We start from the raw sequence: 13,715 nt of genomic DNA, 5'->3' as shown, positions 1-13,715 counted from the left end.
ATTCAAAGTTTATAGTACATAGTGTTTTATATACCCGGCAGATATAGTTTTAGATGATTTTTATATATCTGCCTATTCGTTTCGTTGCTCTATAAATTTTTGTTATTCATTTTCATCCAGAGAAAATTCACCACGGAATACCAGCATATCCCCTTTTTGTGCTACATCGTCTACGTACATACCCTGAATAAAATCCTCGTGTTGGCGGATAATACGGTTGGCTTTTTCCAATAATTGTTCACGTTTAATTGATGTCGTTCCCTTTCGCATTTCTCTGCCCCTATCAAAAATAATTTGTTGCGCATCATTTTTTATCAGGTAGAGTGTGAACTTTTCGTCATGCAGATGGAAGATTTTGTTTACGATTCGTTTCATTCATTTGCATAGCTCATGGGCGGTATCTAAAATACCTTAAATAATTCAACAGGTTTCGCGTTCAGGTGGATCATCTGAATAAAAATAAGTTGATATATTGAGAATCTATCGCAATATAAAAAGAGGTTTTAAATACCGTGATATGGACGCTGTGAATTCCGTCATCTGAAAAGATAATTAGGTAAAGATAACTATGGGTAAAGCTCTTGTAATAGTGGAGTCCCCGGCAAAGGCCAAAACAATCAATAAATATTTGGGGAGTGACTACGTGGTGAAATCCAGCGTGGGTCATATCCGTGATTTGCCGACCAGCGGCTCAGCCAGCAAAAAGAGTTCGAGCTCATCTACCGATAAGTCTAAGAAGAAGGTCAAAAAAGATGAGAAAGCCGCATTAGTCAGCCGTATGGGGGTTGACCCATACTGCGGTTGGGAAGCTGATTATCAGGTTTTGCCAGGCAAAGAGAAGGTCGTGGCAGAGCTGAAATCACTGGCTGAAAAAGCAGATCATGTTTATCTCGCAACGGATCTTGACCGTGAAGGAGAAGCCATTGCATGGCACTTGCGGGAGGTGATTGGTGGTGATAGTGATCGTTTTAGCCGGGTTGTTTTTAATGAGATTACTAAAAACGCCATCAAACAGGCATTTGATAATCCAGGTGAATTGAATATTGACCGGATAAACGCTCAACAAGCCCGTCGTTTTATGGATCGGGTTGTGGGGTATATGGTTTCTCCGTTATTGTGGAAAAAGGTTGCCAGAGGGCTTTCTGCCGGTCGTGTGCAATCTGTAGCGGTCCGCCTTGTTGTAGAAAGAGAGCGCGAAATTAAAGCGTTTGTGCCGGTGGAATATTGGCAGTTACACGCTGATTTACTGGCGACAGGTGAAATTTCACTGCATATGGAGGTGACTCATAAGCAGGGTAAGCCGTTTAAGCCGGTTAATAGTGAACAAACTCAGGCCGCCATATCGTTACTGGAAAAAGCCCGTTACAGAGTTATTGATCGTGAAGATCGCCCAACATCCAGTAAACCGGGTGCGCCATTTATCACCTCCACATTACAACAGGCTGCCAGCACGCGTTTAAGCTTTGGTGTTAAAAAGACCATGATGATGGCCCAGCGTTTGTATGAGGCTGGGTATATTACCTACATGCGTACTGACTCAACCAACCTGAGTCAGGATGCGCTGGACATGGTTCGTGGTTATATCGGTGATAATTTTGGTGATAAATACCTGCCGAAAACAGCGAATACTTACAGCAGTAAAGAGAATTCACAGGAAGCGCACGAAGCTATTCGTCCTTCCAACGTTGATGTCATGGCTGAACAGCTGAAAGATATGGATGCGGATGCGCAAAAACTGTATCAGCTTATCTGGCGTCAGTTTGTTGCTTGTCAAATGACACCGGCACAATACGATTCCACAACCCTGACGGTACAGGCGGGTGATTTTGAGTTGCGCGCCAAAGGCCGTACATTGCGTTTCGATGGCTGGACAAAAGTGATGCCTGCATTGCGCAAGGGCGATGAAGACCACACTTTGCCTGTTGTTGGTATTGGCACTGAACTTGACTTGCAACAACTGCTCCCAAGCCAGCACTTTACCAAACCGCCAGCACGTTACAGCGAGGCGTCTTTGGTTAGGGAACTGGAAAAACGCAGTATTGGTCGTCCGTCTACCTATGCTTCCATTATTTCCACGATTCAGGATCGTGGTTATGTTCGGGCGGAGAGCCGTCGTTTCTATTCAGAGAAAATGGGGGAAATTGTAACTGATCGGCTGGAAGAGAATTTCAACGAGCTGATGAGTTATGATTTTACCGCGCGAATGGAAGATCAGCTCGATCAGGTCGCAAGTAATAAAGCTGAATGGAAAGGGGTTTTAGATGAGTTTTTCACTGATTTCAGTGAACAGCTTGATGTCGCCAATAAAGACCCGGAAGATGGCGGAATGCGGCCTAACCCGATGGTGATTACCTCCATCGCGTGTCCGACATGCAATCGCCCTATGGGTATTCGCACGGCAACCACTGGCGTTTTCTTGGGTTGTTCCGGTTATGCGTTGTCACCTAAAGAGCGTTGCAAGCAGACGATTAACCTTATCCCTGAAAATGAAATTCTCAACATTTTGGAAGGGGATGATGCGGAAACAAACGCATTACGTGCTCGTCGTCGTTGTAGAAAATGCGGTACAGCGATGGACAGCTATCTTATCGATACCCAGCGTAAATTACATGTTTGTGGTAATAATCCGGCTTGTGATGGCTACGAAGTGGAAGAGGGCGAGTTTCGCATCAAGGGATATGATGGTCCTGTTATCGAGTGTGAGAAATGTGGCGCTGAAATGCACCTGAAAATGGGGCGTTTTGGTAAATACATGGGCTGTACCAATGAAACGTGTAAAAATACCCGCAAGATCCTGCGTAGTGGAGAAGTCGCTCCACCAAAAGAAGATCCGGTTCCGTTACCTGAACTTCCTTGTGAAAAGTCTGATGCATATTTTGTATTGCGTGATGGTGCCGCTGGTGTCTTTTTAGCAGCAAATACTTTTCCTAAATCGAGAGAAACCAGAGCTCCGTTGGTAGAAGAGTTGGTTCGTTTTAAAGACCGCTTGCCGGAAAAACTACGCTATCTGGCTGACGCGCCTGTGGCTGATGCTGAAGGTAATAAAACGGTTATCCGTTTTAGTCGTAAAACTAAACAGCAATATGCTGCTTCAGAGAAAAATGGCAAGGCAACGGGGTGGAGTGTGTTTTATGTTGATGGGAAATGGGTTGAGAAAGATAAACAGTAATAATTTTTAAGAGAATCAACACTCTCTTTTTCTCAAAAAAGAAGTCATTTTTTTCTATTAAGCCAACCTTATAGGTTGGCTTTTTTCATCTATCAACAGAATTTTAAAATATATGAATTAAAATGCAGCTATAACCTTCGTTATGGTTTTTCAATTATTCGTTATATAAATATATAATCGTGTTATAGTGGTTATATGAGAAAACATTATTATTTCTATTAGTTATAATAAATAGCAAACAGCAATATCAAGCCAGATTTTAAGTCATAATTGTTCACAGCGTTTATTTGGGGATGGTGCTTATATGAAATTGCAACAACTTCGTTATATCGTAGAGGTGGTAAACCACAACCTTAATGTCTCATCTACGGCGGAAGGATTGTATACATCTCAACCAGGGATCAGTAAGCAAGTCAGGATGCTTGAAGATGAATTAGGTATTCAGATTTTTTCACGCAGTGGTAAACACCTGACGCATGTTACTCCCGCAGGTGAAGAGGTTGTCCGAATTTCTCGTGAAGTATTGTCTAAAATTGATGCAATACGGTCAGTTGCCAGTGAACATACTTATCCGAATCGTGGTTCGCTATATATCGCCACTACCCATACACAGGCCCGTTATGCATTACCTCCTGTGATTAAAGGATTTATTGAGCGTTATCCGCAGGTCTCTTTGCATATGCACCAAGGGTCGCCAACGCAAATTGCTGAAGCTGTGAGTAAAGGTAATGCTGATTTTGCTATTGCCACTGAAGCGCTGCATTTATACGAAGATCTGATAATGTTGCCTTGCTACCATTGGAACAGAACGTTAGTGGTGACACAGGATCATCCGCTGGCGGGTAAAGAGAATGTTTCAATTGAAGAATTGGCTGAATATCAACTGGTCACTTATACCTTTGGTTTTACCGGTCGTTCTGAATTAGATGTTGCATTCGATAAAGTGGGCTTAAAACCTAAAATTGTTTTTACTGCTACTGATGCCGATGTCATTAAAACTTATGTTCGGTTGGGTTTGGGGGTTGGGGTTATTGCCAGCATGGCGGTTGATCCGGTGCAGGATAAAGACCTTATTTGCATTGATATGCGAGATAAATTCAGCTACAGCACAACTAAGATAGGTTTTCGTCGTAGCAGTTTCTTGCGCAGCTATATGTATGATTTTATGTGGCGTTTCGCACCTCACCTGACGCGTGATGTTATTGATCAGGCGGTTGCTTTGCGTTCAAATGAAGATATCGAAATCATGTTCAAAGATATCAAATTGCCAATCATATAATACAATAATAAGGGAGATAATGGCTTCCATTATCTCCCGGATTTTACTTATCAGGTTGGATCAAACTCACCACTGAAGAAATCATCGGAATCTTCTATTGATATTTTTCTGTGTTTATTAATGAAATTATCAAAACTGGCCTTAAGATCAGGATGTTCGAGCGCTTCGTAGTCTAAGACCGATATCAAGGATGAGTATTCAAAATCAATATTAACATTCTCATTAGAAGCACAACTTGATAAAAAATTTGAATTATTACTATCGAAATTAATCCGATAGAGTTTTAGTTTCGGAATATATACCGTCTTTTCTCCGACAACCAAGGTATCTATGGCAATTGTCAGTGTCAGAGTAGAATAAAAACCTTTATTTTTCCGAATGCCTAAACGAATCGTTTCTCCTTGTTTGGTAAGAAAGTCAGCGAAGTTTGCCAGCATATCTGTATTTTCGAATACAACAACATTCATGATAAAATGAAGAAAACTTTTTGAGATGCTTAGACCAGTCAATGAGTCTGTATAGTTTTTGGATTCGACTTTACTGGTACCCATTAAAGGGAGTTTGTTGACGACTTGAGTCCAGAATGCCATATCTGTTTTATATTTCTCTCCATGCTTTTCTGCATGTTTATTGACATAATTAGTTGCGATGGAGGAAAGTGCAATTAATGTTTGACTTAAACTATTGGTTTTTTCCTGAACATCTTTTTGATCGGATAATTGTGTTGCTATAATGAACTGAACTAAACCATCTTTTTCTTTATATGTGTTTGTATTTTCTATATTAAAATAAGTTCCATCGATGTGGAAGAACTTATTGGCTTCATTGATTTTCTCGATATGATCCTGGTGATTTATAACTGAGTCTTTTATATCCATAATTTTGTCCTTATTCTTTTAATTAATAATTAGAGTCCAATTTAATTGTTGGCGAACTAATTCTAGCTGATTGTCATTCAATTGTTTACCTGACTAAATCATCAAAATTTATTATAGAAATTCTGATGGATAATCTGAATTGACAAATTGTGTGGTAATAAAAAACAATTATTTGCTTATATGTTATGTTTAACTTGTGCCATTATCATAAGATGGCTCTGAGTGATGCCAACATAATAAGAAGGAGGAGTTATGTCGTTTGATTTGAAAAAGGTTTGTGTTTCAACACTTTCCGCTGCAAGTAAAGAATATGATTATTACAGTTTACCACGGGTTGCTAAACATTTAGGTGATATTTCCCGCTTGCCTAAGTCAATGAAAGTTCTTCTGGAAAATCTTCTGCGCAATATTGATGGTAACTCTGTTGTTGATGACGATTTAAAAGCGATTATTGATTGGCAAAATACTGGTCATGCAGATCGGGAAATTGCTTACCGTCCGGCTCGTGTATTAATGCAGGATTTCACGGGAGTTCCAGCTGTCGTTGATTTAGCGGCTATGAGGGATGCAGTTCAGCGTCTTGGTGGCGATGTTGAACAGGTTAATCCATTGTCACCTGTTGATTTGGTTATTGACCATTCTGTTATGGTGGATAAATTTGGCACGGAAAACGCTTTTGAACAAAATGTTCAATTAGAAATGGAACGTAACTATGAACGTTATCTGTTTCTGCGTTGGGGACAACAAGCATTTAACCGTTTTCGCGTCGTACCGCCAGGAACCGGGATTTGTCATCAGGTCAACCTGGAATATCTGGGCAAAACGGTTTGGCATGAAACGTATAACGGGCGAGAATTGGCTTACCCTGATACCTTGGTTGGTACGGATTCTCACACCACTATGATCAATGGCCTCGGTATTCTGGGATGGGGGGTTGGTGGTATTGAAGCGGAAGCGGCTATGTTAGGGCAGCCTGTTTCCATGCTTATCCCTGATGTGGTGGGTTTTAAACTCACCGGAAAGTTACGCGAAGGGATTACTGCGACAGATCTTGTGCTGACAGTGACACAGATGCTGCGTAAACAGGGTGTGGTTGGGAAATTTGTTGAGTTTTATGGTGATGGGTTAGCTGACTTGCCATTGGCAGACAGGGCAACCATTGCCAATATGTCACCGGAATATGGTGCAACGTGTGGTTTCTTCCCGGTGGATGATATTACACTGAGTTATATGCGGTTAACAGGGCGTACAGAACAGCAGATTGCTCTGGTTGAAACATATTGTAAGATCCAAGGGCTATGGCGAAATCCGGGTGATGAACCGGTATTTACCAACAGTCTGGAACTGGATATGTCTACGGTGGAAGCGAGCCTCGCCGGGCCGAAACGTCCACAGGACAGAGTTGCTTTAGAGCGAGTACCACAGGCATTTCAGTTAGCCATTGAGCTGGAGATGAATAAAGCGCAAGGAAAAGTCGCCTCAGCCTCCGTTAATCTGGATAACCAAACGTATGAGTTAGAAGATGGTGCGGTTGTCATTGCTGCGATTACTTCCTGTACCAATACATCTAACCCCAGTGTGATGATGGCTGCAGGTTTACTGGCGAAAAAAGCGGTTGAGAAAGGGCTTAAACGCCAGCCGTGGGTAAAAACCTCACTGGCACCTGGCTCAAAAGTGGTGACGGATTATCTTGAGATTGCTGGCTTTACGCCATATCTGGAGAAACTGGGTTTCAATCTGGTGGGCTACGGCTGTACAACTTGCATTGGTAACTCCGGGCCGTTGCCTGAATCTATTGAAATTGCGATTAAGCAAGCCGATCTTACCGTCGGTGCGGTCTTGTCTGGCAACCGGAACTTTGAAGGCCGGATCCATCCTCTGATAAAGACTAACTGGCTGGCATCACCACCATTAGTTGTGGCATATGCCTTATCCGGCAGCATGAAAAAGGATCTGACTAAAGATCCTATTGGTCAGGATCAGCAAGGCAATGATGTCTATTTGAAAGACATATGGCCAGACAGCAAAGAAATTGCTGAAGCGGTTGATAAAGTTAAGGTTGGCATGTTCCACAAGGAGTACGCCGAAGTATTTGATGGTGATGAGACATGGCAATCGCTGGATGTTGTCAGTTCTGCAACTTATGATTTCCAGCCTGACTCTACTTACATTCGCCACCCGCCATTCTTTAGTGAGATGACAGCGGAGCCGGAAGCGATAACGGATATTCATGGCGCGAATATACTGGCTATTCTTGGTGATTCTGTCACCACAGACCATATTTCCCCCGCGGGGAATATCAAAGCTGACAGTCCGGCAGGGCGTTATCTTCAGGAACATGGCGTTGACCCTAAGGATTTTAACTCTTATGGCTCAAGGCGTGGTAACCATGAAGTGATGATGCGCGGAACGTTCGCCAATATTCGTATTCGTAATGAGATGATTGCGGGTGTAGAAGGGGGATATACCCGCCATATTCCATCACAGACACAATTAGCGATTTATGATGCGGCCATGCGTTATCAGGAAGAAAAAACACCATTGGCTGTTATTGCCGGCAAAGAATATGGTTCTGGTTCGAGCCGCGATTGGGCAGCGAAAGGAACCCGGTTATTGGGGGTTCGGGTGGTGATTGCGGAATCATTTGAACGTATTCACCGTTCTAACCTGATTGGTATGGGCGTATTACCACTGGAATTTCCTCAGGGCGTAAACCGTAAAACGCTAAATCTGAAAGGTGATGAGACGATTGATATTGCCGGGATGAATAATCTCAAGCCTGGTCAGATAGTCCCGGTAAAAATGACTTATGTTGATGGGCGTAAGGTGGTCGTTGAGGCTCGGTGTCGTATTGATACCGGAACTGAACTGGATTACTTCCACCACGGCGGCATTTTGCATTATGTCATCCGCCATATGTTGAAATAATTTTTACACCACATAAAGATGGCGCCAGTATTGGCACCATCTTTGTCAGCTAAAATAAGTAAAAATTAAGGCTCCTCGGGTATTAAATGTCCCATTTTTCTGGCTTTAGTATTCAGATAATGAGCATTTTTAGCATTGCGGCCGGTAATTAACGGAACCCGCTCCACAATGTTAATACCTGCTTCGGTCATAATTTCCACTTTTTTAGGATTGTTTGTCAGCAGACGAATAGCATGAACGCCCAGCAATTTATACATGTCTGCACATAAGGTGAAATCACGTTCATCGGCGGCAAAACCTAACTGATGATTAGCTTCTACCGTATCCGCGCCCTTATCCTGTAATGCATAAGCGCGAATTTTGTTTAGCAGGCCAATATTACGGCCTTCTTGCCGGTGGTAAAGTAATATCCCCCGTCCTTCCTTAGCAATTTGAGCCAGAGCTGCTTCAAGTTGAAAGCCGCAGTCACAACGCAGGCTAAACAGGGCATCACCCGTCAGACATTCTGAATGGATCCTGGAGAGAACAGGTTCATTATCAGAAATAGTGCCATATACCAATGCGACATGATCTTGACCTGTAGCGATTTCTTCAAAGCCGATCATTAAAAAGTCGCCCCAGGGGGTAGGTAATTTAGCCTCAGCTATCTGTTTTAATTGCATCTTATTGTTCATATGTCGATTCAGACTCGTTATAAGAATGGATTGTAAAAAAATAATACCGGTCTGGGAAATCAGCTGAAACTGCACAAGAAATTTTCTCTGATTATAACGCACGTGCATTTTGCCATATTTACAACCAATTATCTGTGAAAAATCTTCAAATAATTGTATATAAGTAATAGGTATAACATCAATGTGTTAAACTATAGACAGATTTTTAAAGTGTATATAAGAATAATGTGGTAGCGGATATGAATCAATTTATCAGACCTATAGTTGTAGCGACTATGATTTTATTGTTGCCGCCTGTTGTCGTGTTGATAGCAGGATGGCAATGGCAACCTATGGGAGAGCGCCAGTAGCTTGAAATACTGTATTGGATTACGGATACTTCTGGAGAGTCGTGGGCTTGTCTGACTTCTCTGTTTTTTATTTTTGGGTTGTTACTGTTACTTCGTACTTCCGTCAGGCAGGGGATAATATGGATCGCTGTTGTTATAGCGCTGCTTTTGACAGGGCAAGGTATAAAGGCTTTGATTAAAAATACCGTTAAGGAACATCGTCCCTATGTTGTTTGGCTAGAAAAAAATTATCGGGTGCCGACAGATGAGTTTTATCAATATCAGCGAAAACAGCGGGCCAAATTATTGGACCAGTATTTGAAAGCGGATGACCGTATTCCACCATGGCAACTTACTCACTGGAAAAGTGAAACGGGGTATGCCTTTCCTTCCGGGCATACCCTATTTGCTGCGAGTTGGTCGTTGCTTTTAGTGGGGGTTTTATGGCCGCGTCGTCGCTATATTTTATCCACAATCGTGACGATATGGGCGGCGAGTGTTTTGATCAGCAGAGTGGCATTAGGTATGCATTGGCCGCAGGATCTTATCGCATCAACGTTAATTAGCGCGGTGTTGGCGATGGTTATTTGTTGTCTCACAGAAAAGTGGCGGTTGATTAACTTCCACAAGGATTTATATAGGTAATTGCTTCTTATTTACACTTAGTTAGTGGGAAGATATCGCAAAAAAGCGGAAAGGCGCATTTATCATGATAAATTGCTTCCTTTGCCCAGACTGGAAATGCTAATTTAATGGGCCGTTATGTCTGTTATTTGGCATAATACCCAAGCAACAATAGATAACAGGAAAAAATGTGAAATATTTTCTGATTTTATTACTGGTGTTGGTGATCTTTGTCATCTCTGTGACTCTTGGATCAAATAACGATCAGATTGTTACTTTTAACTATCTGATTGCTAAAGGAAATTACTCTTTATCTACGCTTTTGGCTGTATTGTTCGCCAGCGGTTTCGTGTTAGGCTGGGTTATCTGTGGATTATTCTATCTTCGTACTCGTTTATCATTGGGAAGGGCTGAACGCAAGATTAAGCGACTAGAAGCACAACTGGGGCAACCTGCTGAACCTCCGGTTACTCATTCACCGCTTGTATTTAGCAAGGAATAAATTCCCATGTTAGAGCTGTTGTTTCTGTTGCTTCCTGTGGCCGCTGCTTATGGCTGGTATATGGGGCGCAGAAGTGCTCAACAGGATAAACAACAAAATTCTGATCGCTTGTCGCGGGAATATGTTGCTGGGGTTAATTTTCTCCTTTCGAACCAGCAAGATAAAGCGGTGGATCTGTTTCTTGAAATGCTTAAAGAGGATAGTTCCGCTTTTGAAGCGCACCTGACTTTGGGGAATCTGTTCCGTTCCAGGGGGGAAGTGGAACGGGCTATCCGTATTCACCAATCTCTCATGGAAAGTGCTTCTCTGACATTTGAGCAGCGTTTGCTGGCGACTCAACAATTAGGCCGCGATTACATGTCGGCGGGTTTATACGATCGCGCCGAAAATATGTTTGTTCAGTTGGTGAATGAAAAAGATTTTCGGCAAAATGCGTTTCAATCACTGCTTACGCTTTACCAGGCAACCAGTGATTGGAAAAAAGCCATTGATATCGCTGAAAAATTAGTTAAATCCGGCAAACACGATATACGGGAAAAAATTGCGCATTTTTATTGTGAACTGGCTTTGCAGGAAATGAGCGGTGATGATCTTGATGAAGCTATTGGCTATCTCAATAAAGCTGTCCAGGCAGATAAAAATTGCGCCCGGGTTTCTATCATGTTGGGACGTCTGTTTATGGTCCAACAGGAATACACCAAAGCGGCGGGTTCTTTGAAATCTGTTCTTGAGCAAGATAAAGAGTTGGTCAGTGAGGTGTTACCTATTCTCCAGGAGTGTTACCAGCATCTGAATCAGATTGATGAATGGGAAAATTTCCTCAAACGCTGTGTAGAAGAGAATAGTGGGGCAACTGCCGAACTTTTACTGGCTGATATTATCGAGCAGAAAGAAGGCCATGAAGTCGCGCAAATCTATATCAATCATCAATTAGAACGTCATCCGACGATGCGCCTGTTTTATCGCCTGATGGATTACCATTTGGCGGAAGCGGAAGAAGGCCGGGCGAAAGAAAGTATTATTTTGCTGCGGGACATGGTGGGTGAACAAATTCGTACTAAACCTAATTATCGCTGCCATAAATGCGGCTTTACTTCTCATTCACTTTATTGGCACTGCCCATCATGCCGCTCATGGGATTCGATTAAACCCATCCGTGGGTTGGATGGTCAGTGACAATATCACAGTAATATTTCTTTGTTGGTCAAAAAGGTTAAAAAATGACATCGCATACCTTAACATCATTCGGTAAACAGATTAGCTCGCCTGTAATTGTTGCTTTAGATTACGACAATCAGGATGCTGCCTTGGCTTTTGCTGACAAAATTGATCCACAGGATTGCCGCCTGAAAGTGGGTAAAGAGATGTTTACCCTTAATGGTCCTCAGTTTGTTAAGTTGTTGCACCAGCGTGGCTTTGAAGTATTCCTGGATTTGAAATTCCATGATATTCCCAATACTACAGCCAGAGCGGTAGCTGCTGCGGCTGAGATGGGGGTTTGGATGGTAAACGTTCATGCCAGTGGTGGCACCAGAATGATGGCGGCGGCGAAAGAAGCGTTGCTGCCTTATGGTAATGCTGCACCGTTGTTAATTGCCGTTACGGTATTAACCAGTATGGAACAATCGGATCTACAAGGTATCGGTATTGATATTACGCCAGCGCAACAGGCTGAAAGGTTGGCAAAACTCACGCAGGAGTGTGGGTTGGATGGTGTGGTTTGTTCTGCACATGAGGCTCAACAACTGAAAAACGCTTGTGGTCAGGATTTCCGGCTGGTAACGCCGGGGATCCGCCCGGCAGGCAGTGAAGCCGGTGATCAGCGTCGTATCATGACGCCGGAACAGGCGGTACTGGTTGGTGTTGATTATATGGTTATCGGGCGTCCGATTACCCGTGCAGCGGATCCGGCGGCAGCCTTGCGTCAGATTAATCAATCTATTGCAGGAGTTATTAATGCAAGATAATAATTCGCGTCTGGTCTATTCCACAGATGGGGGCCGTATTCAGGAAGAAACGGCTAAACCTCAGCGTCCGAAAGGGGATGGTATTGTTCGTATCCAGCGCCAAACCAGTGGTCGTAAAGGAAAAGGCGTTTGCGTTATTACCGGCATTGACGCTGATGACCAGACACTGGTCAAGTTGGCGGCTGAATTAAAGAAAAAATGTGGCTGCGGTGGTTCAGTAAAAGATGGCGAAATAGAAATTCAGGGCGATAAAAGGGATTTATTGAAGCAATTGCTTGAAGCCAAAGGTATGACAGTTAAATTGGCTGGTGGTTGACAGAAGGGCGGATATTCGCCCTTTATTTATATTATTTCTTAACGTCAGTTATCAATAATATCACTACTTAACAATGAAAATAAATAAATTATCATTCGGATTATTATGTATAAATAGCCCCCATCTTCTGATTAAATAATAAAAAAATTAAAATTTAACATGTCAAAAATAATTTTTTATTTCATTAAAGAAATATTGATATTATTTTATCATTTGCATAATAAGATAATTAAATATTACTAAACAACATATTATCTGTTTCATAAATTCTTTTACGTCATGATTTTGGTATCATAATGCACTGTAGCCTATTTCAGGCGGTTTTTTTGTAAAAATGAATATCTTTATGATAAATGTGATTATTATTAAAATTACTTTTTAAATCATAAAGATGGAAAGTTTATTCTGTTTTTTTAGTTAAGAGGTTGACTATGGAGAACGATCGTTCTACCATGAAGAACATGGAAAATGAGAAGGCGGCAAACATCAGGGAAAACATGTTGGATGCTGTAGATGAATTAATTTACACCAGGGGGATTGCAGCGACAGGTATCGATCTGATAACGCGCACGACCGGTTCTTCACGTAAAACAATTTATCGTTATTTCGGTACCAAAGATGGGTTGGTTGAAGAAGTTCTTCGCCGACGGGATGAACGATGGATGGGGTGGTTTACTTCATCAATAGCCGAATATAAGACGCCAGAAGAGAAATTGCTGAATATTTTTCTGGTATTACAAACATGGTTCGAAAGTGATGATTTCAGAGGATGTGCGTTTATCAATACATCCGGTGAACGGCTTGATCCTGTTGATCCGGTAAGAATTATTGCTAAGGAGCATAAAGAGAAAGTTTTTACTTACGTTCTTTCTATTTGTGAGGAAATATCGCCGGATTCATCGGTGGATTTAGCCAGGAAATTTTTGATTCTGATAGAAGGCGCTATTACCACTGCCCATATAATGAATGATAGAAATTATGCTTTGGAAGCAATGAATATCGCTAAAGCATTATTGAATAAATACAATGTGAGTTAATAGAAAATTTAA

General features: G+C 42.0%; 11 protein-coding genes and 1 pseudogene. 9 read left to right on the top strand and 3 right to left on the bottom strand.

The features are described from left to right. Nucleotides 1-111 precede the first annotated feature (111 nt). A pseudogene (locus tag ACGF63_RS01595) lies at nt 112-270 on the bottom strand (DUF2498 family protein); the annotation flags it as partial. Nucleotides 271-568: 298 nt separating this feature from the next. On the opposite strand from ACGF63_RS01595, the gene topA reads away from it, so the two are divergent. Next, entirely contained in the window at nt 569-3,169 is a 2,601-nt protein-coding gene (gene topA / locus ACGF63_RS01590) for a type I DNA topoisomerase (protein ID WP_387628435.1), read from the top strand. Nucleotides 3,170-3,473: 304 nt separating this feature from the next. Beyond that, a complete protein-coding gene (gene cysB, locus ACGF63_RS01585; RefSeq protein ID WP_021325452.1) occupies nt 3,474-4,448 on the top strand; it encodes an HTH-type transcriptional regulator CysB in 975 nt (324 codons plus the stop codon). Between the two features lie 50 nt (nt 4,449-4,498). Here cysB and ACGF63_RS01580 read toward each other — a convergent pair whose 3' ends face one another. Beyond that, the gene (locus ACGF63_RS01580) at nt 4,499-5,326 is read right to left on the bottom strand and encodes a hypothetical protein (RefSeq protein WP_152961970.1); all 828 of its coding nucleotides are present in this window, start codon (nt 5,324-5,326) and stop codon (nt 4,499-4,501) included. A gap of 252 nt (nt 5,327-5,578) precedes the next feature. Between ACGF63_RS01580 and acnA the strand changes: the two genes are divergently transcribed. Continuing rightward, on the top strand, nt 5,579-8,254 hold the full coding sequence (acnA, locus tag ACGF63_RS01575; RefSeq protein ID WP_387628431.1) for an aconitate hydratase AcnA: 2,676 nt from the start codon (nt 5,579-5,581) through the stop codon (nt 8,252-8,254). Nucleotides 8,255-8,319: 65 nt separating this feature from the next. Here acnA and ribA read toward each other — a convergent pair whose 3' ends face one another. Beyond that, on the bottom strand, nt 8,320-8,916 hold the full coding sequence (ribA, locus tag ACGF63_RS01570) for a GTP cyclohydrolase II (RefSeq protein ID WP_387628585.1): 597 nt from the start codon (nt 8,914-8,916) through the stop codon (nt 8,320-8,322). Between the two features lie 440 nt (nt 8,917-9,356). Between ribA and ACGF63_RS01565 the strand changes: the two genes are divergently transcribed. The 6 genes from ACGF63_RS01565 (at nt 9,357) to ACGF63_RS01540 (ending at nt 13,703) form a co-directional block, all read left to right on the top strand. Further along, the gene (locus ACGF63_RS01565; protein WP_387628428.1) at nt 9,357-9,902 is read left to right on the top strand and encodes a phosphatase PAP2 family protein; all 546 of its coding nucleotides are present in this window, start codon (nt 9,357-9,359) and stop codon (nt 9,900-9,902) included. Between the two features lie 169 nt (nt 9,903-10,071). Beyond that, nucleotides 10,072-10,383 carry a LapA family protein gene (locus ACGF63_RS01560; RefSeq protein WP_036846982.1) on the top strand — a complete coding sequence of 104 codons (312 nt, stop codon included), beginning with the start codon at nt 10,072-10,074 and terminating at the stop codon, nt 10,381-10,383. Between the two features lie 6 nt (nt 10,384-10,389). Further along, complete coding sequence (gene lapB, locus ACGF63_RS01555) at nt 10,390-11,559, top strand: lipopolysaccharide assembly protein LapB (RefSeq protein WP_036846984.1); 1,170 nt, start codon at nt 10,390-10,392, stop codon at nt 11,557-11,559. Between the two features lie 44 nt (nt 11,560-11,603). Continuing rightward, nucleotides 11,604-12,350 (top strand): orotidine-5'-phosphate decarboxylase, encoded by a 747-nt coding sequence (gene pyrF, locus ACGF63_RS01550; protein WP_036846986.1) that lies wholly within the window; start codon nt 11,604-11,606, stop codon nt 12,348-12,350. After that, nucleotides 12,340-12,666 (top strand): stress response translation initiation inhibitor YciH, encoded by a 327-nt coding sequence (yciH, locus tag ACGF63_RS01545; RefSeq protein ID WP_152961976.1) that lies wholly within the window; start codon nt 12,340-12,342, stop codon nt 12,664-12,666. The genes pyrF and yciH overlap by 11 nt, the downstream gene beginning before the upstream one ends. A 431-nt stretch (nt 12,667-13,097) precedes the next feature. After that, nucleotides 13,098-13,703 (top strand): TetR/AcrR family transcriptional regulator, encoded by a 606-nt coding sequence (locus ACGF63_RS01540; RefSeq protein WP_036846991.1) that lies wholly within the window; start codon nt 13,098-13,100, stop codon nt 13,701-13,703. Nucleotides 13,704-13,715 lie beyond the last annotated feature (12 nt).

It is taken from the genome of Photorhabdus sp. RM322S (assembly GCF_042879395.1).
Lineage (GTDB): Bacteria > Pseudomonadota > Gammaproteobacteria > Enterobacterales > Enterobacteriaceae > Photorhabdus > Photorhabdus khanii.
Note: the sequence above shows the minus strand (reverse complement) of the source record. Positions and strands in the feature narration are given on the sequence as shown.